The sequence below is a fragment of the Bacillus sp. 01N45 genome (assembly GCF_056399205.1).
In genome coordinates, this window is sequence record NZ_JBFTQW010000009.1 from 121,723 (window position 1) to 146,186 (window position 24,464).

Genomic DNA, 24,464 nt, shown 5'->3' on the forward strand with positions numbered 1-24,464 from the left:
CATAATAAAATGCAATCCAAAGTCCTTTTTAGTTTTGCAATTTGTTTCATGTATGTTTTAGATGGAAGGATGTGTTTTTATTTTGCGTTTTTACGGCGAATAAATAGTAACATACCGATTAGGAATGTTGAAAGTCCCATTAAAATAGATGCAGGATAATGTGTTGCCGTATTAGGTAACTTATCGCCTTGTTCTTTCGCATTATCTTTTACATTGCCACCTTGAGAGCCGTTGCCACCCTGAGAACCGCTATCGTCTTTAACGCGGTTGCCGCCTTGAGAGCCATTGCCACCCTGAGAACCGCTATCGTCTTTAACGCGGTTACCGCCTTGAGAGCTATTGCCACCTTGAGAGCCGTTGCCACCCTGAGAACCGCTATCGTCTTTAACGCGGTTACCGCCTTGAGAGCTATTGCCACCTTGAGAGCCGTTGCCACCCTGAGAACCGCTATCGTCTTTAACGCGGTTGCCGCCTTGAGAGCCATTACCACCTTGAGAGCCACTGCTGCCAGAACCACTGCCACCCGAGCCATTGCCACCCGAGCCATTGCCACCCGAGCCATTGCCACCCGAGCCGTTGCCGCCAGAACCGTTACCACCGGAACTGTTGCCACTAGAACCACCGCCATCAGAACCGTTACCGCCTGAGCCGTTGCCACCAGAACCGTTACCACCAGAACCGTTACCACCAGAACCGTTACCACCAGAACCGTTACCACCAGAACCGTTACCACCAGAACCGCTACCACCAGAACCGCTGCCGCCAGAACCATTGCCACCAGAACCGTTACCACCGGAACCGTTGTCGCCAGAACCATTGCCACCCGAGCCATTGCCGCCAGAACCGCTGCCGCCAGAGTCGTTGCCGCCAGAGTCGTTGTCGCCAGAACCATTGCCACCCGAGCCATTGCCACCCGAGTCATTGCCGCCAGAACCACTATCGTCCTGAGAACCATTGTTTCCTGGTGGTTTATTATTATCTTTTGAGTTGCCTTCTGCTAAATGATCGTTATTTTGTACAATCGCATTTGTTACTGGAGAGAAGTTGTCTGTTGCTGCATTACCGATATTTAAACCACTAAAAAAAGATAAAGAAAGAGTTGATGCTAAAATGAAGATTTTTGTCATTGATTTCCTCCTGAAAATTAATATTCCATCTAAAATACATCCCTTTGTAATATTTCATAGGAAAAAGAGTTTTATGCAAAAAAAACTATATATAGAAAAAGGTGGTGTATTTCTGAAGAGAGAAAAGAGTTAGTGTAAATTCTTTATAATAGTAGAGTGGTGGGAATTTTACACTCATTACAGTAGAGGAAGTGACAGCAGATGAAAGAATATATTGCATTTGATATTGGTGGTACGCAAATTAAATATGGGATTGTTTCAGAAACAGGGACGGTATTAAAGCATAAAACAGTTTCAACAGAAATTCATTTGGGCGGGGAACAAATCATTCAAAAACTTATTCTTCTATCCAAAAAATTAATGAATGAGCATACGATTTCGGGAATTGGTATTAGTACTGCGGGAATTGTTAATATTCATAAAGGGGTTGTAACGGGAGGGGGGGAGCATATTCCGAACTACGCGACTATTCCTATTATTGATAGATTGCAAAGGGTATTACAAGTTCCTGTGTCCATTGAAAATGATGTGAATTGTGCAGCTTTGGGAGAGAAATGGAAAGGTATTGGAAACCGAAAAAGAAATTTTATTATGCTTACTCTTGGAACTGGTATTGGAGGAGCAATTTTTATAGATGGAGATTTATATAGAGGGCATTCGTTTAGTGCTGGCGAATGGGGAAATATGTTGATAGAAGGAAGGCCGTTTGAAGAGGTCGCTTCCATTTCAGGGTTAATTTGTCTTGTGCGAAAATATAAAGGTGAAAGTGATTGGAATGGAAAAACGATTTTCGAACTGTATGATAAAGGAGATAGAGAAGTTACGCAAGCAGTTGAGGTTTTCTTTAAACATTTAGCGATTGGAATTAGTAACCTTGCTTATATTTTTAATCCAGAAATGATTGTTATAGGTGGAGGAGTTACTGATAGGGGAAAGCAGTTCTTAAAAGAAGTAAAAGGAGAGGTAGAAAAATATTTAAATAAAGAGATTTATAATAATTGTGAGATTGAACTTGCACAAAACGGAAATTGCGCAGGAATGGTTGGTGCTATTTACCACTTCTTACATTAGCATAAATAAGTTATATGAATGTTTTCATATAACTGAGAATTTATCCTTTTTATCACTAGGTAAATAATGCTACAATATAAGGGAAGAATACAATATTTTCCGATTTGGAAAATGCTTTGTAGAAAGGAAGAAACTTCATGCCTATTATTTTAGAAAAAGGTCAAAAGATCGATTTAACGAAAGGACAACCAAAAGTAGCAAAACTACAGGTTGGCTTAGGCTGGGATCCAATTGGACAATCAGGTGGGTTTCTGTCTTCATTATTTGGAAGTAAACCAAATGTAGATTGTGATGCATCTGTTGTTATGTTAGAAGGGGATCGCTTTTTAAACAAAAACGATTTAGTTTACTTCGGAAACAAACTTTCTACTTGTGGTAGTATTATTCATTCAGGAGATAATTTAACAGGTGAAGGCGCTGGTGACGACGAAACAATTTTCGTAGAATTACATAAAGTTCCAAGCCGTATTAATCGTTTAGTATTCGTTGTAAATATTTATGACTGTGTAAATCGTCGTCAAGATTTCGGGATGATTCGTAATGCATATATTCGTATTCAAAACCCGCAAACTGGTGAAGAATTAGCACGCTATAATTTATCGGATAATTATGCTGGCAAAACGACTCTAATTGCAGGTGAAATGTATCGCCACGGAAGTGAATGGAAGTTTTCAGCTGTTGGAGAAGGCACACAAGATAAAAACTTAAGTGAGATTGTATCACGTTATTAATAAAATAAACCGAGGAGGAATTGAATATGGCATCAATTTCATTGAAAAAAGGACAAAAGGTAGACTTAACAAAAACAAATCCAGGTCTTTCAAAAGTTCTTGTAGGACTTGGTTGGGATACGAATCGTTATGACGGACAAAACGATTTCGATTTAGATGTTAGTATTTTCTTAGTAGGTGCTAACGGTAAAGTTTCAGGTGCAGAGGATTTCGTCTTCTATAATAATCCAAAAGGTGCGAATGGTGCTGTCGAGCATTTAGGAGATAACCGAACTGGTGAAGGTGAAGGCGATGACGAATCGATTAAAGTAGATTTAAAAAATGTACCTGCACATATCGAACGTATTTGTTTCTCAATCACAATTTACGATGGAGAAGGTCGTAGCCAAAACTTCGGACAAGTTTCTAACTCTTTCGTACGTATTTTAGATGAAGAAAAGAATGCAGAGTTAATTCGTTACGATTTAGGAGAAGATTTCTCTATTGAAACAGCTGTTGTAGTAGGGGAATTATACCGTCATGCAGGTGACTGGAAGTTCAATGCAATCGGAAGTGGGTTCCAGGGCGGATTAGCATCTCTATGTAATAATTTCGGTTTAGATGTAGAGTAATAGATTTTATATATCCATCGGTGAAACAGGTGTTTACTGATGGATATATTTTTAAAGATATAAAATATAGAGGTGAATATAAATGGTTATTCAATTGCAAAAAGGACAGAAGATTGATTTAGGTAAGACAAGCCCTGGCTTAACAAAAGCAGTAATTGGTCTTGGATGGGATATTAAATCTTATGACGGTGGATCAGATTTCGATTTAGATGCATCAGCATTCCTATTAGATGCGAACGGAAAATGTACGAAGGAAACCGATTTTATTTTCTATAATAATTTACAGTCTCCTTGTGGATCTGTTCTGCATACAGGGGATAACCGGACAGGTGAAGGTGAAGGCGATGATGAACAACTTGTTGTGGACTTAAAGAAAGTTCCGGCAGATGTGCACAAAATTGCTATTACAGTTACAATTTATGATGGAGAAGGCCGTAATCAAAACTTTGGACAAGTTGGAAACGCATTCGTTCGTTTAGCGAATGAAGAAACTAGTGAAGAAGTTCTTCGTTTTGATTTAGGGGAAGATTTCTCCATTGAAACAGCAGTTGTCTTTTGTGAATTATACCGTCATAATGGACAGTGGAAGTTTAATGCAGTAGGAAGCGGTTTCCAAGGTGGCTTAGGTGCGCTTGTAAGAGCGTATGGCTTGGATGCATAAGAAGGGAAACGATATTCGTTTCCTTTTTTTGACCTTTCTATAAATCTAGCAAAGAATAGGGGATAAAGGTAAGATGAGTATTTTGCAAGGGATCCTTGATACGTATGCTCAGTTTTTCGACTTGGACATGTGGATTAAAGTGTTGCAAGATCCAGTATCTTGGGGATTAATAGGTACACTTGTTGTACTTGAAGGTTTGTTATCTGCTGATAATGCACTTGTATTAGCAGTAATGGTAAAACACCTTCCGGAAGAAAAACGTAAAAAGGCATTATTCTATGGACTTATTGGAGCTTATGTATTCCGATTTATTGCGATTGGAATTGGAATGTTCTTAATTAAATTAGCTTGGGTAAAAGTGTTAGGTGCACTTTACTTAGCTTGGCTTTCAATTAAATACTTCATTGATAAAAGAAAAGGTAATGCAGAAGAAGAGGAAGCTCATGGTATGAACCAAAACAGTATTCTCTTCAGAATGTTTGGTGTCTTCTGGGGAACAGTTGCGATGGTTGAATTAATGGATATCGCGTTCTCTGTAGATAGCGTACTTGCTGCATTTGGTGTATCAAATGAAGTTTGGATTCTATTATTAGGTGGAATGCTCGGTATTTTAATGATGCGTGGTATCGCTGGTGTATTCTTAAAATTGTTAGAGCGTATTCCAGAACTTGAAACGACAGCATATATTTTAATCTTAATTATTGCAGCAAAAATGTTACTGTCTGTTATTCATATTGAAATAAGTCATATGCTATTCTTTATCATTTTAGTTGTAGCATTTGGAGCAACGTTTATACTTCACTACATGAAGAATTCTGGACAAGCTAAAGAAGAAGTTGCAGCTACTAAAAATAATCATAAATAATTGAAATGGGTTTGCTCGTTATGCGAGCGCCCATTTTTTATAACTAAAAATAGTTTATAATAGAAGAGAGACTTTATAAAAAAAGTAAATGTTTTTGGAGGTGAACTGTTGTGTTTTCACGTTTTACACTTCAACCATGTGCATTAAAAGACGAATCAGATTTAAAGCAATTTGAAGCGCTTTTAGAAAAACGCCCACAATATGAACTGACAGAGAATGAGATGAAGTTTAGTTATATAGCAACTCGTATTCTTGGTGTTCCTAATGATGTAGATGAATATTTCAATGAGCTATTTGATTATAGCGAAGTGAAAGGGATCGTGGTTTTGCATGAACAAAATTTAAATAAGGTGATTGATCCCGAAAAACTGCGCCATATTCAAGAGGTTTTTACATTACATCAAGAAGCACCGAATGGCCTTACAGTAAATAGGCTTGTCGCCCATCTGTCTGGAAAACAACTATTACCACAAGTAGACAATCCTGACTTACAGCATTATATACATACGACGTTTATTTCTGTATTGAAATTGTATGAAAAACAACATAACCAATCATTAAAAACAGAAGGGTTCCGTCGTTTCTTAATCGATATGATTAAGTTAAGTGACAATTACGTAGCGAAGTGGTTCTCTACGATTAATTATAAGAAACAAATGCCGCGCATTATTTGGTACGGTGATGCACAGGAAAGCCGTATATATTTCTTATACTTTCTTATTATGCTCGGTTGCGATGTACTTTATTATCACCCAGAAGGAAAAGATGGATTTGAGAATGTTGATGAGGAAGGAAGAAGTTTTGTTGTGTCTCATCCAGGTCGCATTTCTCTTGAGCCATTTCCAGATCGCCGCCGTGAGCGAGTTGCGACAGTAGCGTATCAGGCTTCAAAAGAAATTGAACAAGTACTTCACCACGATAACTCACTGCTGTACAAGCCATGGCAATTTCGTTCCTATACGCCTGTAGCTCGTACGCTCAAAACAACGTATGATGAACTCTTTTTAATTACGAAAGAAAAGGCATTTGTGCGTCCAACATTCTTTGTTGAAAATAAACACATTTATATCCCTTCTTTATTTGCGAAAATATCAGGTGTCTCAAAAAATGATAAAGAATATTTTCAGCGATTAAAGGCTATTACATCATTTGATAACAGTTTATTAATTAATACATTTCCGTTTACGAAAGAACAAAAAGCGAATTTCCAATATCATTACCGAGATGCGTTAGACCGCGGGGGGAAATTACACCCTGATTTAATTATGAACAGTCATTGGTGGCCACATAAACGTTTGCCAGAAGGATTGCAACATGGTATTGCAGAGGCGATCATCCATACGTGCGAAAGTGAAATGTGTAAACCCATTGCGAAAGAGACGAAACAAGATGTAGCACTGTATGTTTTCGCACAGCTTTCTCAAATACCGCCGAACATTTTAGAGCAACTTGAGAAATTTGATTACTCGCAAGAAGTACCGAAAATTGTTATATTTAATAATGAGAAGAGCGGAGAATTAAGCCGTTCAGATGCTGTTTTATTACTATTTTTAAATCAAATTGGAGTAGATGTATTCCATTTCAATCCAACGGGAAGAAACGATATCGAACCGTATATTGAAGCAGGAGCATTTGATTCCCATTGGCTTGAAGAAGTTAATTTCGATCTTGAGTTTCATGGTTCATCAGCCTATAAAAATTTATCACAAACAATAAAAGGACTATTTCGTCCATTTTTATAAGGAAAGGGAGAATACCATATGAATAACCCAGTCATACTAGATTCGAAAACAGAATTAAATGAGCAAACGGCACAAGATGTTCGTTTACAACTTAGACAAGATGCAGAAGTACAACGTATTTATAATGCAGTAGATATTAAAGATCAGTTAGAATTAATCGAGCTTGGAAAAGAACCATCTATGGAAATTTCACGTTTCGCTGATCAAATTTTACATACAATGTCTTTATCAAAAATAGAAGACTCTGGAGAATTATTAAAACAGCTTGGTAAAATTATGGACAGATTCGATAGCAAAGACTTTGCGGAAGAGAAAAGCGGTTTCTTCTCACGCATGTTCAAAAAAGCTGATAAAATGATTGAACAGATCTTTAGTAAGTACCAAACAATGGGTCGCGAAATGGATAAAGTATACGTAGAAATTACAAAGTATCAAGATGAAATGAAAAAATCAATCGGTACGTTAGATGGTTTATATGAGCAAAATTTGAAATATTATTTAGACTTAGAAAAGTATGTAGTAGCAGGGGAAATGTTATTAGAGCGTTTAAATACAGAGTTGGTTCCAATGTACGAAGAGCGTGTGCGTAACAATGACCAATTAGCAGGTATTGAATTAGAATCACTGAAAAACTCTGTTGAAATTTTAGAGCAGCGTATTGATGATTTAGAAAAAGCACGTATGGTTGCGCTACTTACAGCACCACAAATTCGTATGGTTCAACGTGGTAATAATAAATTAATTGGTAAAATCAATACAGCATTTATTACAACGATTCCTATCTTTAAAAATGGTATTATTCAAGCGGTAAATGCGAAACGTCAAAAGCTTGTTGCAGATTCTATGGCTGAACTTGATCGCCGCACAAATGAATTACTTAAGAAAAATGCACAAAATATCGCAACGCAAAGTGTGGAAGTAGCGAGATTATCAGGTTCTTCTAGTATTAAGATGGAAACACTTGAGGAAACTTGGAACATTATTTCAAGAGGTATGCAAGAAACACAACAAATTGAAGAGCAAAATAAACGTGAGCGCGAAGAAAGCCGCAAGCGTATGGCTACGTTAACAGAGAACATAAAAAAAGAATTACAAGGATAAAGTGAAACTTTAATCAGCGGGGACATCTCCCACAAATAGTGAAATAAATGAAAAGGCAATGAGGAATAATCCTCATTGCCTTTTAGTTTCTCTTTACTAATTTAATGATCTCATTCACAACAAGTGGAATGATACTTAAGAAGAGAACAAATCCCCAATCTCGCATCGTTAATGCATGTACACCGAATATATTTGCAAGAGGTGGGATGGAGATAATACACACTTGCATAAGAACACCGATAAGAAGGGAGAAGACTAAATATTTATTTGTAAAGATCCCAATTGAAAAAATGGATTTCGTTCTTGAACGCAAGTTAAATGAATGAACGAGCTGAGAAAAACTAAGAACGACAAATGCCATTGTTTGAGCGTGTAATAGAGCATCTTCATCAATTTTCTCTGGGAAAAGAGGAAATAAATTTGTATCTCCGGTATAGAATTTTGCCCCGATGATAAAGGCTGTTAGCGTTAAAAGTCCAATGACAACTCCATTGAAAATAAGAAAAGGAACGCTACCACTAAATAAGCTTTCTTTCGCATGTCGTGGTTTTTCCTTCATCACATCTGGATCTTCAGGGTCAACCCCAAGTGATAATGCAGGCAGTGTATCTGTAATCAAATTGACCCACAAAATGTGAATAGGTCGTAGTGGTGTTGCCCAACCGAGTAAAATAGCTAAAAATAAAGCGATAATTTCTCCAAAGTTACAAGAGAGTAGGAAGAGAATTGATTTTTTTATGTTACGATAAATATTTCTACCTTCCTCAACAGCTTTCACTATAGATGAGAAATTATCATCTGTTAACACTACATCCGCTGCCCCTTTTGCAACGTCTGTTCCTGTAATGCCCATCGCTACGCCAACATCAGCCTGCTTTAAAGATGGAGCATCATTGACACCATCACCAGTCATAGAAACGATATTTCCTTTTGCACGTAATGCTTTTACAATCTTTACTTTATGCTCTGGAGAGACCCTAGCGAATACATTTAAGTGATCAATTTTGCTTGCTAGCTCTGTATCTGAAATGTTATCTAATTCAGTTCCAATCATAATTTCAGATATGTCTTCAGCAATGCCAAGTTCTTTGGCAATTGCAAAGGCGGTATCTTTATGGTCACCAGTAATCATAACTGTGCGAATACCGGCCTTTTTACATTCTGTAATTGAATCTTTTACTTCAGTTCGCGGTGGATCAATCATACCGACAAGACCAATAAAGATGAGATTTTCTTCAAGATGATCTATAACCACATCGTTTGAATTGTATTGTTTAAATGCAAATGAAAGTACTCTTAAAGCCTCTTGAGACATTGCCCCGGCAGCTTCTAATATTTGATTTTTATTAGCATCTGTTAGAACCTCGATTTTACCGTTTTTAAATATGTGGGTACATCGAGGTAAGAGTTTATCAATAGCACCTTTTGTCATGCTATAGTAGCTTTCATCGTATGTATGAACGGTTGACATCATTTTACGATCTGAATCGAAAGGCAGCTCGTTAACGCGTTCATGTATCTTTTCTAAATGATCTTTTTGCATGTTAAAAGTGTTTCCGGCAACAAGAAGGGCGATTTCTGTAGGGTCCCCTGTTTGTGAATCGGAACCGTAAGACGCATCGTTGCATAGCACCATATTTTCTAACAATAGACGTTGTACATCATTATTTACATTTAAGTTTTCTAAGTGGTCGTATGTGTTATCACTATAAAAGTGAGTAACGGTCATTTTATTTTGCGTTAACGTACCTGTTTTATCTGAACAAATAATTGTGACAGAACCGAGAGCTTCGACAGCTGGTAGTTTACGAATGATAACATTTTGTTTAATCATTCGCTGCACACCAATTGCAAGAACGATGGAAACGATAGCCGGCAAGCCTTCTGGAATAGCTGCAACGGCTAAACTAATAGCAGTCATAAACATTTCTAAAGTATCTCGTCCTTGTAAAAAACCGATGATAAACATAATGACGCAAATAGATACAGCGACAAAGCCTAAATACTTTCCGACTTGTGCTAAGCTCTTTTGAAGTGGTGTCATATCATCGTCGGCTTCATGTAAAAGGGTAGCAATCTTACCAATTTGTGAGTTCATTCCCGTTTCAACAGCGACACCGACTCCGCGCCCATATGTTACTAGTGTCGACATAAAGGCCATATTTTTTTGATCGCCCAGTGGTACTTGCTCATCGCTTTGCATAGAAGGGTGGTAAATTGCATCTTTATCAACAGGGACGGATTCACCAGTTAGAGCAGATTCTTCAACTTTCAAATTTGCGGTTTCGATAAGCCGTAAATCACATGGGATATAACGTCCTGCATCCAGCATGACAATATCACCTGGAACGACTTGTTCAGATGGAATTTCTTTTAGTTCACCATCTCGCTTGACGATAGCTTTAGGTGTCGCCATCTTTTTCAATGCCTCTAAAGCTTGTTCTGCTTTCGATTCTTGGATGACACCGATAACAGCGTTTAAAACTACAACGAGCGCGATAATACTTGCATCAGCCCATTCACCTACAAAGGCAGAAATAAGGGCAGCAATAATAAGGACATATACGAGGACGTCATTAATTTGGGCGAAAATACGCTGCCATAACGTGCGTTTTTGTTTTGTAGCTAATTCATTAGAACCGTATTGCTTTAAACGTTCATTTACGATTTCATCTGTTAAACCGTGTTGTTCGTTTGTTTCTAAGTCGATTAATGTTTGATCTTTCGTCTTACTGTACCAATTGCTCATAAGTAAGCACCTCCAGTAAAAACAGTTAGCAATGGTAGTGTTGCTATTATTTGTGAGTAGTATGTATGGAGAAAAAATCTAAGGTGAGGTTCTACTTCCATTGTACAGTATTTTACAGTTGGTTGAGGGAAAGAGAAGAGTTGTCATGAATTTGTTGGAAATAAAAAAAAGCCTCATATAAACGAGGCTTTTTTTACTTTTTAATTAATGTACCTAATTCTTCTGTAATAGCTTGCATTTCACTGATGCTGAATGTTTCACGTTTCATAACATGCTCATAAATGTCACGTAAGTCTTCGTACATTTCTTCATTAAAGCTAGCAGCTCTCATCGCTCCAGCATTAACCATACGTAATTTTTCTTTAATAGCTTCGACCATATATTCAACGTTTTCTTCTGACTTTACGGATAAATCCACCGAAGTGTCCCCCTTTAAAATAACATAAGGATATCTTAACATTTTTTATCATTTTCGTTAATGAATCTTTTCAATCCTATTAAATTAGTAGGGATTTCCTTTATAATTAATAATTGGTTGTTTATACTATAAGTATATATAAAGAAATGCACCAAGAAGGGAAGAACAAAAATATGGTTCAAGTATTGTTTGTTTGTCTTGGGAACATTTGCCGTTCACCGATGGCAGAAGCAATTTTTCGAGATCTTGTCGTAAAAGAGGGACTCGAGGAGAAAATTGTCATTGATTCTGCAGGAACTGGAGATTGGCATGTTGGCCATCCGCCACATAAAGGAACACAAAAAATTTTAAAAGAAAATGCAGTCACTTTTGAAGGAATTAAAGCAAGGCAAGTAGAAAAAGAAGACTTAACAAAGTTTGATTATATTATTGCCATGGACAACAAGAATATAGCAGATTTAAAAAGTTTAGGTAAAACTGGAGGCTATATTGGTAGACTGTCCGATTTTGTTCCAGACGGTGGCTGGACAGACGTTCCCGACCCTTACTATACAGGGAATTTCCAAGAAGTATATGACCTTGTAACAGAAGGGTGTGCAAAGCTATTAGCTTTCATTCGAAATGAACAAGGAATATGAGGAAGCTTAGAAAGAAATACTTTCTAACATAAGAAATGAAAGGGTGAAGGAATATGGCAAAGAAAAATAATATTGCTCGAAACATTGCGATTGGTGTAGCTGCAGGTGTGGCTGTATCTATGTTGAAGAAGGAAAACCGTGAAAAAGTAAAAAATACTGCGGAAAAAGCAAAAACAAAGATGATTGAAATCGGTGAAAATGCGAAGATAAAAGAAAAAGTGCAAACTGTTACAGATAAAGGACGCGAACTCGCTGACTTCAATGTAGTAAAAGCGAAAGTAGCAGAAATTAAAAAATTGACGCCGTCTGTTGTAGAGACGTTAAAAGAAACGAAAGAAATTTTTAGTAAGAAAAAGGTTGAGCCAGCAGAGAAGCCAGAAACGATTGAAATTCAAGCTGTATCTTCAAAGGTAGATGAGCTGAAAGCAGAAGAAGAGCCAATAGTTGCTGAAGAGGGCGGTATGAAAGAAGCGCGTGAACTATTTATGAAAGACTCAAATGTAGAGGAAAAAAAAACTGAAGCGTACATTGAGTTGAAGCAAGATAAAGAAGAGAAGAAAAGCGTTTAAACATATATGAGAAAAATTTTAGAAAAGGTGAGAAGAAATCGTACTTATTCGTTTGGTAAAGATTTGTATGACCGGACGATGCGCGATGATGTAGCGGGCTTGGCAGCACAGCTCGCTTATTTCTTCTTGCTTGCGATTTTTCCTGGGCTTGTTTTCTTAATTACGCTTCTTGGATTCATTGACCTTCAAACAGAAAGTGTGCTCAACTTATTAGAACCGTACGTACCCGAAGATGCAATGTCTTTAATTGAAGTAAACGTTGATAAAGTTGTAAATGAGCAAAATGGTGGTTTATTATCATTTGGTTTATTATCAATGCTATGGTTTGCTTCAAACGGGGTAAATGCGGTTATGAATGCTTTTAATCGTGCGTATGATGTAACAGAAACACGTTCCTTTATTAAAACGAGAGCTTTATCCATTGTGTTTACATTAGCGATTATTTTTATGATTGTGTTTGCGCTAATTGTTCCAGTGTTTGGACAAGTCATTGGAGCAGCGGTATTTAAAGCAATTGGGTTATCGGATAGTTTTTCTTACGTGTGGAGTATTACGCGATTAGTAGCGAGTTTTTTCGTGCTATTTGCATTGTTTAGTTTTTTATATACATTTGCACCAGATCGAAAGTTAAAAAGAAGAGAAGTCATTTCAGGAGCAACATTTGCTACTGTGGGATGGATTGTGGTATCGTACTCATTTGCTTATTATGTAGATAAGTTTGCGAATTACGCCAATACATATGGTGGTCTCGGTGGTATTATTATTTTAATGTTATGGTTTTATTTGACTGGATGGGTCATTTTACTTGGCGGTGAAATTAATGGTTTACTCCATCATTATAGGACGGGTGACAATAATTCCCGTAATGAAAAGTGAGCTCTTGTTCCATAATAATAGGGAACAGGGGGGATATTTCATGAGTAATAATAAAAAGAATCACAACAATAAAAATAACAATAAACAAAAGAGTAGTTCGCATCCAAAGCATAAAACGAGTGGGAGTGCGAACGGGCATAATAGCTACCATTAAAAAAAACGGGTCCTCTATGAGGGACCCGTTTCTTATTTGTTTCCTTTTAATAATCGTAAGCCATTCAAAATGACAAGAATTGTACTTCCTTCATGCCCAATAACACCGAATGGAAGAGCTAAAAATTGCAAGAAGTTTGAACAAATCAGCATTGCAATTACAGCTAGTGAAAAGATTACGTTTTGCTTTACAATACGATTCATTCGTTTTGATAAGCGGATCGCTTGAGAAAGTCGAGATAATTCGTTTTTCATAAGTACAACGTCTGCAGTTTCTAAAGCTACGTCTGTTCCTTCTCCCATTGCTACACCAATGCTAGCAGTAGCGAGTGCAGGGGCATCATTTATACCATCTCCGACCATTGCTACTGTCCCGTATTTTTCCTTTAGCTTTTTAATCGTTTCAACTTTTGTTTCTGGTAAGCATGATGCGTAATATTCTTTTATATTACTTTCAGAGGCAATAGCTTTTGCCGTTTCTTCATTATCTCCAGTAATCATAATTGCCTCGACACCGATGCTTTGTAATTCGCGAATAGCAGCTATTGTTTCTTGGCGAAGTGTATCTTTTAAAGCGATAAGTCCAAGAATGCCTCTCTCATCACTAATATAAACGACAGTTTTACCTTCTTTTTCAAGTGAGGCAGAAATACCATTATGAAATGTCTTTGTTTCTTCACCGATAAAATCAGCTTTACCTATTTTATAAGCTTTGTTTTCAAATATTCCTTTGAGTCCAAAACCAGTTACATCTTCAACATTTTCTGGTTTTTTTAATGCAATGTCATACGCATGTTGTGCATATTTAACAATAGATTCAGCTAAAGGGTGTGTAGAGTGACTTTCAATTGATGCTGTAATAGAAAGTACTTCTTTTTCTGTCATACTTTCTCGAACATATACATCTGTTACGGTAGGTTTTCCTTGTGTTAATGTTCCTGTTTTATCAAAGGCGATCGCTTTTACTGAAGCGAGGCGTTCTAAATGTATGCCACCTTTAAAGAGAATTCCATTTCTTGCTCCGTTAGAAATTGCAGATAATGTTGCTGGTGTAATGGCAGCAACGAGTGCACAAGGAGATGCGACTACAAGTAAGATCATAGCGCGATAAAACGTTTCATTCCAGCTCCAGTCAAGTAAGAAATGAGGGACGAACATCATAAGCGCAACAACGAGTAGTACACCTTTTACGTATGTTCCTTCAAACTTTTCGATGAATAGTTGTGATGGTGATTTTTCACTTTGTGCACTTTGGACGAGACGGATAATCTTTTGGAATAATGTTTGATCGCTCGGCTTCGTAATTTTAACTTCGATAGCACCGCGTAAATTTACAGTACCGGCAAATACTTCATCGCCATATTTTTTTTCATTTGGAATAGGTTCTCCAGTAATTGCTGCTTCATCGATATTTGTTTCACCGTTATGAATCGTACCGTCAGCAGGAACGCGCTCACCTGGCTTAATTAAAATAATGTCGTTAATTTGTAATCGTCCAACAGGAACACGTTCCTCGGTTCCATTAGAAATACGTAATGCTTCTTCTGGTTGTAAATCAAGAAGCGCTGAAATTTCTTTTTGACTTTTACTTAATGTATAAGACTCCATCGCACCGCTCAGTGCAAAGATAAAGATTAAAATCGCGCCTTCTGCCCAGTAGCCAATGATTGCAGCACCGATAGCAGCGAAGAGCATGAGCATTTCGACATTTAGCTCTTTCTCTTCAATTGTATCTTCAATACCTTCTTTCGCCTTTGCATATCCACCAACTATATAAGCAAGGATATAGCAAGTAATGCCTACATTCACTGCATCGTTCTTTGTGAATAACCAACCAGCTAAAATGAAAATACCAGATGCGATTGCAAATATAAGTTCATGATGTTTCTTTAATGTATCCCATAAAGAGGGATGAGAAATAGACTTTTGTACTTGTAATGTTTTTACTTCTGAGTTCATTCTACTCGCTCCTTCCAAATTCTTATTGAGAAAAAGAATCAAAATCGAAACCCCTATAAAACGACGAAAGCTGCCATCCATAATGGATAGCAGCATTTCTGTTGAATCTGATTTTAATAGTTATTATGTTGTAATTATTCTATAGTATATCATATCTTTTTATAAGATGGCACAGTTTTGTTTCAAGTATAAACGGAAAACTTGTGTTTTCGCAATACCTTTGGTATATATGAATATTGTTCATATAAAGATCGGAAAGGAAGACAACAAGTGAAGACAGAGAAATTTTTTACCCATCCGATTGGCGTACTAATTGCTGCAATAGTAGCGACTTTTTTATGGGGGAGCGCATTCCCATTTATTAAATTAAGTTATGCTGAACTTGGAATTCAGCCACAAGAAGTTGGGGAGCAAATATTATTTGCTGGTTATCGTTTCTTTTTATCTGGAGTCATGCTCTTATTATTCTTTAAAGTATTAGGAAAAGATATGAGCTTCAAAAAAGGAACGGGGAAACAGTTAGTACAAATTGGTTTATTTCAAACATTTCTTCAATATATATGTTTTTATATTGGAATGAGTTATAGTTCTGGCATTGAAGGAGCTATCATTTCAGGAACATCATCATTCTTTCAAATTTTACTCGCTCACTTTTTATATAAAGATGACGCTCTCAATATGAGAAAAATAATTGGGGTCTCTATCGGCTTTTGTGGTGTCATTTTAGTAAATGTACCGAGTGATGGTAGTTTGTCATTCCATTTCGGAATCGGTAGCTTATTACTTCTTAGTGCAGCAATGTTGTATTCATATGGAAACATATTGGCGAAAGAAGGTAGCAAAACATTAGATGTTGGCTATATGACAGCATACCAAATGATTTTTGGTTCTATCGGGCTATTATGTATAGGGGCTTTGCAAGTTGGAGCCATGCCATTTACATTTAGTGTACATGCAATACTTATGCTTCTCTACTTATCTTTCTTATCCGCAGCAGGCTTTTGCATTTGGAATACAATTATGAAGTATAACAAGGTTGGAAAAGTATCAATGTACATGTTCTTTATACCCGTATTTGGTGTGTTATTATCGAGCATGATTTTAGGAGAAGCAATTCATTCATTTGTATTATTCGGTTTGGCATGTGTAGCCGCGGGAATTATCGTGGTGAATCGAACGACAGCTAAGCAGAAAAGGGCGAACGAAAAACAAGTAGCATAGATAACAGGAAAACGATTACAATGGAAGAACAGTACTGTTCTTCTTTTTTTATATAGAAAAAGGATAATAGACTAGGTGTAACGAAAAAAGATACAAAAAGCATTTATTGAGGAGAACATGTTATGAATCTATTTTACATGGTGTTAATTGGACAAATCATTCTTTTTTTAATTGGTGCAATGTACGCAATAGGACAGACAAAAAAAACAAGAAATAATATGCCGTTACCTTTAGCGGTGCGTCTTATTCTTAGTTTTTCTTTAACAGCAAGTGCAATTTGGATATGGTTACAAGATCCATCAGTAGAGTATAGTACGTGGGTTGCACTAGGTATGACGTTATCAACTGTAGGAGATTTATTTATGGCAGGTTTGATTCCAATTGGTCATCGATTAATTGGAGGTATGATTACTTTTGCCCTTGCGCATTGTTTTTATGTAAAAGCATTTTTGCAAACAGGCATCTCATGGAATGGTTTTTGGATTGGTTTACTCGTATACGGACTCTTTCTAATTATAGGATGGTTCTTTTTTATACGAAATGATAAACAAGATAAATTGTTTACGATAGGAGCTCTAATTTACGGATTGTGGGTTGGAGGAATGGCTTGCTTTGCATTCGCCCTATACTATGAGAATATAGGAATATGGTGGATACCGGCTTTTGGTGGTTTACTATTTGTGATTTCTGATTTTATTATAGGTGTGACAGATATTGGAGGACGCAAATTAAAGTATGAACCACTTTGGATTTGGTTTACATATGTAGCGGCTCAAATGTGTATTGTATATGTGGGAATATAAAAAGATACTCTCAAAATAGTGGATAGACTATTTTGAGAGTATCTTTTTTACTGCTCGCAAATAGTGAGATAAATATAGATTATGGTATATAAAAATAATAAATTTATGAGGATGTTATTTTTAAGTTTGTAATATTACAATTTTATAATTCGGAATTTTGTGGAAATTTTACAGTTGAATTCCTTATAATAAAAGTAAAAAGATGATGAGATGGTGGAATGATGCAAAAGAAAAAACGTTTGCGTGAATTCTTTGGAACAATTGCAATTGCATGTTTGTTAGTGTTTTTAGCGAAAATTTTTGTGTTTTTTCCTACGACTGTAAAAGGAGCGTCCATGAAGCCGACGTTACAAGATGGGGATAAGCTGATTGTTAATAAGTTAGCAAAGCAGTTTGAAAGTTATGGGAGAGAAGATATTATTGTTGTGAAGACGGATAATTTTTATGTGAAAAGGGTTATTGGTTTGCCTGGCGATGTAATCGAGGTGAGAAATGATCAATTATATGTGAATCATGAAGTGACACAGGAAGCGTATTTGTATAGTAATAAAAAACAAGCTGAAAAAAAACTTATGAATTTAACAGAGGACTTTGGACCGATTACAATTCCTAAAAATAAGATTTTTGTTATGGGAGATAATCGCTTAATAAGCAGAGATAGTAGAAATGGTTTAGGACTTATTGATAGAGAAGATGTATTAGGAGAATTAGCGGCAATTTATTATCCATTTGAACATATGAAAATAATGAATTAAAGTAAAAAACCAAGCAAACTGAAATTTGCTTGGTTTTTTATGTTAAATCGTAGGAGACTCATTAAATTCATAGACGTCTTCATTGTTTTTGTTTGTACTTAAAACGAATTTGTGTTGCAATAGTTGCAGTTTAAAGAATGCTAACGGATCGTGATAAGTTTCTGGGTTGCTTCTTAATGTTGCTAATGTTTGCTCGTCTTCCTGTATTTCAAGTTGAGCTGCTTCTACATTTTGTTTCAATATGCTAAGTGGATCTTTAAAGAACATCATGATATCTCGTTCTAATGCGCCTTCAAATACTTCAAATTGAAGGAAGAATTGTTTTGAGATTGTTTGAGCAATTTCCGTATAGTCTTCCGTTTCAATGTATTGTTTATATTTGTTTGCGAGCATAGACTGATTTTTTTGCATGTTACCAAATAGTTTTCCCGCACTTTTTAAGAAAAATTGTGTCGGTGTAAAGCGTAATAAAATATTGATGTTCGTTACTGTAATTCTATTTGTCATGCGTACAACATCTCGATGCCAGTCATCTAGTAATTTGAAATCACAAGGAAGTTTCATGCGTTCTTCTTTATATAATTTATTAAACGTTTCACTCATTTCATCTAAATAAGATTGAGCTTGAATAAATTCATTATGAGCTGTTTCAATCCATTCCTGAATAGAACCAGTAAATTTAGGAAGAAGCACTTGTTGTACATGTTTTTGAACTCGTTCGTTCATCGCAGTATTTAATTCTTCATGAACTAATTTGAAGTCGCTATCTTCTTGAACGAGGTCAGAACAACTCTGTAATAATTCAGGAATTTGAGAATGGATATCTCGTGTGATTTCTTCTTTCGTTAAAAGATAAGATTCTGTAATAGAACGAATTTTATCTTTTTCAAGAGCAGTAAGGTTGTTAATAAATCCATTTAATTTAACTGAGATATGTTTATTCCAGCGTACGGATTTCACTAATGTATTTTCTAACTCCACACGTTCATTTACAAGGTATGCGATTGTCTTTTGAGTAAACCATATTAGTTTTTCTATACGTTCTTGTTCCATGTTACGTTCTGCTAGATTAGAAAGAATAGACTCTGTCACGTCTCCAAGTTGCTGGCTACTCTCTTGTGAAGGAGAGTATGGGAAGAACTGTGCATTTGGGAAATGGACTTTAATTTTACTCATTAGTTTTTCGTTATTGGTCGTATTATTTGTGTGTAATACGAAATGAATTTGTAAATTTGGCACTTGTTCACGTAAATAAAGTAATGTATCAAGTTCTTCACCATGTAATGGTGAAGAAGAATTTAATACGTAAATAAGGCTATCTGCTGCTTGTAAGTATTCAAAATATGAGCTGTTTTTATCCACTTGCCCTTGAACAGGTGGCGTAACAAGAAATGCAAATTTATTTTTTCTTAAAAATCTACTTGGTAACTTAATTTCTATACATTTTTTCTCAAGTTCTGATTCGGAAGGTGTAGCCATTCTTTGATGGAATTCATCAAAGCTAGGTATATTGTGTACATCTAACGCAGTGAATTCTGTTATTTCAGTTTGGCTATCATCTTTAAATAGAATAGGAGTTGTTACAGTCTCAGTTAAGATGTTCTCTCCTAGTATAGAATTGATGAATGATGATTTATCCTGGTCACTAGTTCCCGCTATTAGTAATTGTGTAACATTTAAATCACACAGTTCGTGAACGAGTAACGTAAATTGATGACTTAAATCCACATCGTTTTTTTCAGCCCATACAGCAATTGTTTCGAATAAATGAGAAACTGTTTCCATATTTACATTTGTTTCAGCTGTTGAATTAGAAAGTAGGGCTCCCGCACTTTTTACGAGTAATGACTCTAAAGTTGTAGGTGAAACTTCATTCCATGCTAACACTGCAGCAGAGACAAATAGGGCATCTTTTGCTTTCGTTAAACTAAACCAATTGGTTAATAAATCTGGTACAAGTCCCTGCATTTCATGCATGAAATGCTCACCAGTAATTAACTCAAAGTACGTATCTTGATAGCGTTCAACAATTTCATGCCAATCGTCATTGTTGTCTGTTTCAATATGTAAGAATAAATGATTTATTGTTTGAATCCAAGGTAGATGCAAGTTTTCATTTTGATAGCTGTTCCAAAGCGCAATAACAAGTTCTTTAAATTGGACTTGATCAATTGCATATAATGCTTTTAAAGATTCATAGAAATATTCTGGTTTGATTTGTTTCGTGAATCCTTGATTCACATAATTGATTAAAGTATCGAACCAGTGTAACGATTTTGTTCGAATTCCTTCTTGAACGGCAAGTTCGATAGCATTATTCCAATCTTCTTGTTTTTCATAGAATGAGCGAGCAATTGCAGTAATATTAGGATAGTCAGGTTGAAATGCAACGGCCTCACTAATCGTCTTAAATGCTAGACCTAAACGATCTTGTTCGATGTACAGAGAAAGAAGTTGTAAGGAAACTTCCATTGTAAGAGTTGTATCTTCCGTTTGAATAGATTGATAAATCTCTTCTGCTTTTGGCAAGAATCCTAGTTCAAAATAAGAATCTGCAATATTTTTGGTTGCCCAAAGTGCAAGTTCGTTATTTACTTTCTCCCATTTAAATATCGCTGCTTCAAAGTCTTTATTTTGGTAATAAAATTCACCTTGAGCAAAGCGGATATTAGAAATGTTGGAGAATTCATTTGTAGATTCATTTATATATGCTTCACCGAGTACTTCTGATACTGGAGTAGAAGTTTCTTCTGTTAAAAATGTTTTATAGTAAACCTTTTGGATAAATTGATTTTCAATGGTCATGTTCGTTCCCCCTGTATAATTTAGAAAAATGATGTTGTATGTAAAGGGTGTATGTTCTTTTAATAGGTAGAAGTTGCATTATATCGACCAAACTATGTTTTTGCTAGATATATCATTTTTCCTGAGAGTTAAACCGTTGCGAAAAGTAACTTTCCTTTATTGTAACAAAAAAACAAGCATATGAATTTTTATTTTTTAATCCCACTATTTACAGATAATAAGACTAGCACTTTAAAAAGCGGTGAATACAAGGGAAGTAGGAGGGAGTCGGGCGCACAATTGGTGTGTGCTAAAAATTAGTTAGGATGAACAAATCACCACTGATTAATGGTTCACTTTCTTCCTGCTAAAGGAATGGATAGAAGTAGAGTTCATTATAAAAACAATGTATAGTGAATATGTATACCATGTTTGTCTGAAAGATAGAAAGGGCACAATGTGGAATAACGATCGTGCATAGGATGTGTTTTCCGAATGGAACAACATATTGGCGAGTTAATCGCGCATTATGGGTATTTTGGAATTATTATAGCGTTGGCCGGTGGAATTGTTGGATTACCGATACCAGACGAGTTTTTATTGACCTTCGTTGGTTATAATGTTTCTAAAGGAGTTATGTCAGGAACTGCTGCTTTTTTAAGCGGGATGGCTGGTGCGATGTTAGGTATTACATTAAGCTACATATTAGGTTTAAAACTTGGACTCCCTGTTTTAAAAAAATATGGACCGAAGATTAGAATTAAAGAACATCACATTGAAAAAACGCATATTTTATTTGAAAAATATGGACCATTTCTTTTAATGATTGGTTACTTTATCCCGGGAGTACGTCATTTAACAGCATATTTTGCTGGGATGTCGAATTTAACACTTTGGCGTTTTTGTTTGTACGCTTACGGTGGTGCGCTTATTTGGATAAGTGTTTTTATTGGACTTGGCTGGAAGTTAGGAGAGAAGTGGCGTTTCGTTGAGTATAGCCTACATCATTACGGAGTATGGATTTTATTCATTTCAGTAGTTGTTACATGTATTGTATGGTTTTATATAAAGAAAAAGAAAAACCGCTATTAGCGGTTTTTTTAGCTGAAAGCAATAAATAATACACCAGCTGTAATAAAGACTACACCAACGCCAGTCATAAAGTTTAACTTTTCACCGAGTATAATCATCGCGAGGATGATAGAAAATACGACGCTTAATTTATCGACAGGAGCCACTTGTGAAACTTTCCCTGTTTTAAGGGCAAGAAAATAAAATAGCCATGACGAAGCACCTGCAACCCCACTTAATGTGATAAAGAGCAGTGCTTTTTTATTTAGCAGTACGTCGCTGATATTTTGAAATTTACCTTGGATAATAATAACGCCCACCATAAATAATGCCATAATAATAGAACGAACCGTTGTTGCAACATTGGCATCGATTCCATCTAAACCAATCTTTCCGAAAATAGATACAAGGGCAGCAGCGATTGCTGATAATAGTGCGAATAAGAGCCATGAACTCATAGTAAAATTCCTCCAATCTTACATTATTATACATGAAAACCATTCTCACGTATAAAGCGAAACTTTAATCAGTGGGATTTTACCGCTCCGCAAATAACGAAATAATCCCCACCTTATATTTCTAATAAGGTGGGGATTATTATACTACTCTGCAATTTCTTCATACAAAAAGTACGTTACATTATAAATATGTTCTACTTCATCGTCTGTCATAAACAATAATTCATCACGCTCAATCCCTTTTTTCTTTTCAATAAACTCAATCATGTTTTTGCGTTCTTCTCTTTTCATCAATTTGATTTCTCCTCTCAATCTGTTTTAATACAGTTTATTTAAGTTACTGCTATTATATAACAGAATCTTTAGAAAGTTCCACCTATTTTATTGTTTTTTTCAGAAGAACTTTTCGACAAAACAAGCCCACCTAAAGGGGGCTTGTTTTATTTTATAGTCGTAAAAACTCGGGCTCCGTCGTACCAGCACCATCGATGTAATAAATTGTGTCGGGATTGATTTTTATTAATACGTAATTAGGGTCTTCAGGACCAAGTAACCAGCGTTTTAAGCTATTATTCCAAAACTTGTTTTTTAATGTGGAGTCTTCCTCGATGGAGGCTAAGCCTTCAACTTCAATATAATCTTCATCTAATTTTTTTCCTTCACGTCCAAGTAGTACATGTACATTTGGATTGTTTTCGATATCTGTTATCTTTTTTGATTTCCGATCTGTTGCAACATATAACACAAAATCTTCGTGGAAAAACATCATAAAGGTACTATGAGGCTTATTTTCACGTACAGTAGATAATACACCAGTTCGTTGACCGCAAATAATAGTTTCAATTTTTTCTTTTAAATGCATGCTTTTAACCCCTGTTCATAATTTATTGTTTTCTCCGTTTAAACAAGATAATTTAAATATCTTTTATACTGTTTTCTTCAATCCGATTTTTTAAACGTAATTGTGATGAAATCGGACAAGTTAGGAGAAGAATAATAATAATATCGAGGAGAAATACATACGATGGAAGGATGAAAAGCATGTTTAATAAAATATTTCTTATAGTAGCGCTGATCGGGGTACCACTTTCTGTACTTGGAAAAATGCTTCATTGGCCTCAAACAATTATGTTCGCTGTGTATTGCATTACTATTATCGCCTTAGCGGGTTTTATGGGGAGAGCGACAGAAAGTTTGGCAATTGTCTCTGGACCTAGAATAGGCGGATTATTAAATGCTACTTTTGGTAATGCTGTTGAACTAATTATTTCGATTTTTGCACTTCAGGCGGGATTAATTGAGGTTGTATTAGCCTCTTTAACGGGTTCTGTACTTGGGAATTTATTATTAGTAGGAGGGCTATCCTTCTTTATAGGAGGGCTTAAATACAAAAGACAAAGTTTTAATGTATATGATGCAAGGCATAATTCAGCTTTATTAATCTTTGCGGTAGTAGTAGCTTTTGTTATTCCAGAGATTTTTTCAATGAAGATGGATGCTGGGAAGACGTATCAATTAAGTATCGGTGTTTCTATCATTATGATTATTATGTACCTTGCTGCACTGCTATTTAAGCTCGTTACGCATCGTGGTGTATATCAACATAAAACGGATGAAGTAGCTCATGAGGAAGAACCAGAGTGGTCGAAAGGTAAAGCGCTACTCATTTTAGCAATAGCGACAATTGCGGTCGCTTATGTGTCAGAGGCGCTTGTGCATACATTTGAGACAGTTGCAAAGTCATTTGGTTGGTCAGAGTTATTTATAGGGGTTATTATCGTTGCAATTGTTGGGAATGCAGCGGAACATGCATCTGCAATTATTATGGCGTATAAAAATAAAGTAAATATTGCAGTTGAAATTGCAGTCGGTTCTACGTTGCAAATTGCCATGTTTGTTGCTCCTGTATTAGTACTGCTTTCTATGTTCCTTGCACAAAGGATGCCTTTAGTATTTACAATACCAGAACTTGTTTCTATGATTACAGCTGTTTTCTTAACGATTGCGATTTCAAATGATGGAGATACAAATTGGTTTGAAGGCGGTACTTTATTAGCGGCGTATGTCATTATGGGAATTGGTTTTTATTTATTATGAAAAA

The 24,464-nt window shown here is 36.0% G+C and carries 24 protein-coding genes; 16 read left to right on the forward strand and 8 right to left on the reverse strand.

From position 1 onward, the window contains the following. Positions 1-77: 77 nt before the first annotated feature. Positions 78-1,127 (reverse strand): LPXTG cell wall anchor domain-containing protein, encoded by a 1,050-nt coding sequence (locus AC1DMU_RS20730; RefSeq protein WP_476941559.1) that lies wholly within the window; start codon positions 1,125-1,127, stop codon positions 78-80. Here AC1DMU_RS20730 and AC1DMU_RS20735 point away from each other — a divergent pair. The 8 genes from AC1DMU_RS20735 to AC1DMU_RS20770 all read left to right on the forward strand — a co-directional run bounded on the left by AC1DMU_RS20735 (position 1,045) and on the right by AC1DMU_RS20770 (position 7,909). Then, complete coding sequence (locus tag AC1DMU_RS20735) at positions 1,045-1,260, forward strand: hypothetical protein (protein WP_088609559.1); 216 nt, start codon at positions 1,045-1,047, stop codon at positions 1,258-1,260. The two genes, AC1DMU_RS20730 and AC1DMU_RS20735, sit on opposite strands and share 83 nt — an antisense overlap. A 68-nt stretch (positions 1,261-1,328) precedes the next feature. Further along, on the forward strand, positions 1,329-2,198 hold the full coding sequence (locus AC1DMU_RS20740) for an ROK family protein (protein ID WP_088061624.1): 870 nt from the start codon (positions 1,329-1,331) through the stop codon (positions 2,196-2,198). A 137-nt stretch (positions 2,199-2,335) separates the two neighbouring features. Further along, positions 2,336-2,929 (forward strand): TerD family protein, encoded by a 594-nt coding sequence (locus tag AC1DMU_RS20745; RefSeq protein ID WP_001121585.1) that lies wholly within the window; start codon positions 2,336-2,338, stop codon positions 2,927-2,929. A gap of 26 nt (positions 2,930-2,955) precedes the next feature. Beyond that, entirely contained in the window at positions 2,956-3,540 is a 585-nt protein-coding gene (locus tag AC1DMU_RS20750; protein ID WP_000146727.1) for a TerD family protein, read from the forward strand. Between the two features lie 82 nt (positions 3,541-3,622). Then, a complete protein-coding gene (locus tag AC1DMU_RS20755) occupies positions 3,623-4,201 on the forward strand; it encodes a TerD family protein (protein ID WP_000236650.1) in 579 nt (192 codons plus the stop codon). 73 nt (positions 4,202-4,274) lie between these two features. After that, positions 4,275-5,066 carry a TerC family protein gene (locus tag AC1DMU_RS20760; RefSeq protein WP_000025692.1) on the forward strand — a complete coding sequence of 264 codons (792 nt, stop codon included), beginning with the start codon at positions 4,275-4,277 and terminating at the stop codon, positions 5,064-5,066. 110 nt (positions 5,067-5,176) lie between these two features. Continuing rightward, on the forward strand, positions 5,177-6,808 hold the full coding sequence (locus tag AC1DMU_RS20765; protein WP_000492830.1) for a YceG family protein: 1,632 nt from the start codon (positions 5,177-5,179) through the stop codon (positions 6,806-6,808). Positions 6,809-6,826: 18 nt separating this feature from the next. Next, entirely contained in the window at positions 6,827-7,909 is a 1,083-nt protein-coding gene (locus tag AC1DMU_RS20770; protein WP_001064402.1) for a toxic anion resistance protein, read from the forward strand. 82 nt (positions 7,910-7,991) lie between these two features. On the opposite strand, the gene AC1DMU_RS20775 is transcribed toward AC1DMU_RS20770, so the two are convergent. Then, positions 7,992-10,658 (reverse strand): cation-translocating P-type ATPase, encoded by a 2,667-nt coding sequence (locus AC1DMU_RS20775; protein WP_088061627.1) that lies wholly within the window; start codon positions 10,656-10,658, stop codon positions 7,992-7,994. Positions 10,659-10,851: 193 nt separating this feature from the next. Continuing rightward, positions 10,852-11,076, reverse strand: coding sequence for a DUF1128 domain-containing protein (locus tag AC1DMU_RS20780; RefSeq protein WP_000366197.1), 225 nt, complete (start codon positions 11,074-11,076; stop codon positions 10,852-10,854). Positions 11,077-11,249: 173 nt separating this feature from the next. On the opposite strand from AC1DMU_RS20780, the gene AC1DMU_RS20785 reads away from it, so the two are divergent. The 3 genes from AC1DMU_RS20785 to AC1DMU_RS20795 are packed head-to-tail and all read left to right on the forward strand — an operon-like array spanning position 11,250 to position 13,159. After that, positions 11,250-11,714 carry a low molecular weight protein-tyrosine-phosphatase gene (locus tag AC1DMU_RS20785; RefSeq protein WP_000250910.1) on the forward strand — a complete coding sequence of 155 codons (465 nt, stop codon included), beginning with the start codon at positions 11,250-11,252 and terminating at the stop codon, positions 11,712-11,714. A gap of 53 nt (positions 11,715-11,767) precedes the next feature. Further along, on the forward strand, positions 11,768-12,283 hold the full coding sequence (locus tag AC1DMU_RS20790) for a DUF4075 domain-containing protein (RefSeq protein WP_001085384.1): 516 nt from the start codon (positions 11,768-11,770) through the stop codon (positions 12,281-12,283). A 6-nt stretch (positions 12,284-12,289) separates the two neighbouring features. Then, on the forward strand, positions 12,290-13,159 hold the full coding sequence (locus AC1DMU_RS20795; protein ID WP_001226530.1) for a YihY/virulence factor BrkB family protein: 870 nt from the start codon (positions 12,290-12,292) through the stop codon (positions 13,157-13,159). Positions 13,160-13,345: 186 nt separating this feature from the next. On the opposite strand, the gene AC1DMU_RS20800 is transcribed toward AC1DMU_RS20795, so the two are convergent. Continuing rightward, on the reverse strand, positions 13,346-15,271 hold the full coding sequence (locus tag AC1DMU_RS20800) for a heavy metal translocating P-type ATPase (protein ID WP_088061631.1): 1,926 nt from the start codon (positions 15,269-15,271) through the stop codon (positions 13,346-13,348). Between the two features lie 270 nt (positions 15,272-15,541). Here AC1DMU_RS20800 and AC1DMU_RS20805 point away from each other — a divergent pair, with 270 nt between their 5' ends. The 3 genes from AC1DMU_RS20805 to lepB all read left to right on the forward strand — a co-directional run bounded on the left by AC1DMU_RS20805 (position 15,542) and on the right by lepB (position 18,050). Continuing rightward, positions 15,542-16,492 (forward strand): DMT family transporter, encoded by a 951-nt coding sequence (locus tag AC1DMU_RS20805; RefSeq protein WP_088061633.1) that lies wholly within the window; start codon positions 15,542-15,544, stop codon positions 16,490-16,492. Between the two features lie 122 nt (positions 16,493-16,614). Next, positions 16,615-17,295: a lysoplasmalogenase gene (locus tag AC1DMU_RS20810; RefSeq protein ID WP_088061635.1), complete on the forward strand. Its 681-nt coding sequence runs from the start codon at positions 16,615-16,617 to the stop codon at positions 17,293-17,295. A gap of 218 nt (positions 17,296-17,513) precedes the next feature. Next, a complete protein-coding gene (gene lepB, locus AC1DMU_RS20815; protein ID WP_087982334.1) occupies positions 17,514-18,050 on the forward strand; it encodes a signal peptidase I in 537 nt (178 codons plus the stop codon). 42 nt (positions 18,051-18,092) lie between these two features. On the opposite strand, the gene AC1DMU_RS20820 is transcribed toward lepB, so the two are convergent. Next, positions 18,093-20,855 carry a tetratricopeptide repeat protein gene (locus AC1DMU_RS20820; protein WP_088061637.1) on the reverse strand — a complete coding sequence of 921 codons (2,763 nt, stop codon included), beginning with the start codon at positions 20,853-20,855 and terminating at the stop codon, positions 18,093-18,095. Positions 20,856-21,329: 474 nt separating this feature from the next. Here AC1DMU_RS20820 and AC1DMU_RS20825 point away from each other — a divergent pair, with 474 nt between their 5' ends. Beyond that, complete coding sequence (locus tag AC1DMU_RS20825) at positions 21,330-21,926, forward strand: DedA family protein (protein ID WP_046953695.1); 597 nt, start codon at positions 21,330-21,332, stop codon at positions 21,924-21,926. Between the two features lie 8 nt (positions 21,927-21,934). Here AC1DMU_RS20825 and AC1DMU_RS20830 read toward each other — a convergent pair whose 3' ends face one another. From AC1DMU_RS20830 to AC1DMU_RS20840, 3 genes are all read right to left on the reverse strand, one after another. Next, on the reverse strand, positions 21,935-22,363 hold the full coding sequence (locus AC1DMU_RS20830; RefSeq protein ID WP_088061639.1) for an EamA family transporter: 429 nt from the start codon (positions 22,361-22,363) through the stop codon (positions 21,935-21,937). A 144-nt stretch (positions 22,364-22,507) separates the two neighbouring features. Continuing rightward, complete coding sequence (locus tag AC1DMU_RS20835; RefSeq protein ID WP_000817786.1) at positions 22,508-22,654, reverse strand: BH0509 family protein; 147 nt, start codon at positions 22,652-22,654, stop codon at positions 22,508-22,510. Positions 22,655-22,808: 154 nt separating this feature from the next. Continuing rightward, positions 22,809-23,225, reverse strand: a complete 417-nt coding sequence (locus tag AC1DMU_RS20840; RefSeq protein ID WP_000550224.1) for a pyridoxamine 5'-phosphate oxidase family protein — start codon at positions 23,223-23,225, stop codon at positions 22,809-22,811. Between the two features lie 179 nt (positions 23,226-23,404). On the opposite strand from AC1DMU_RS20840, the gene cax reads away from it, so the two are divergent. After that, entirely contained in the window at positions 23,405-24,460 is a 1,056-nt protein-coding gene (gene cax, locus AC1DMU_RS20845) for a calcium/proton exchanger (RefSeq protein ID WP_142291666.1), read from the forward strand. Positions 24,461-24,464 lie beyond the last annotated feature (4 nt).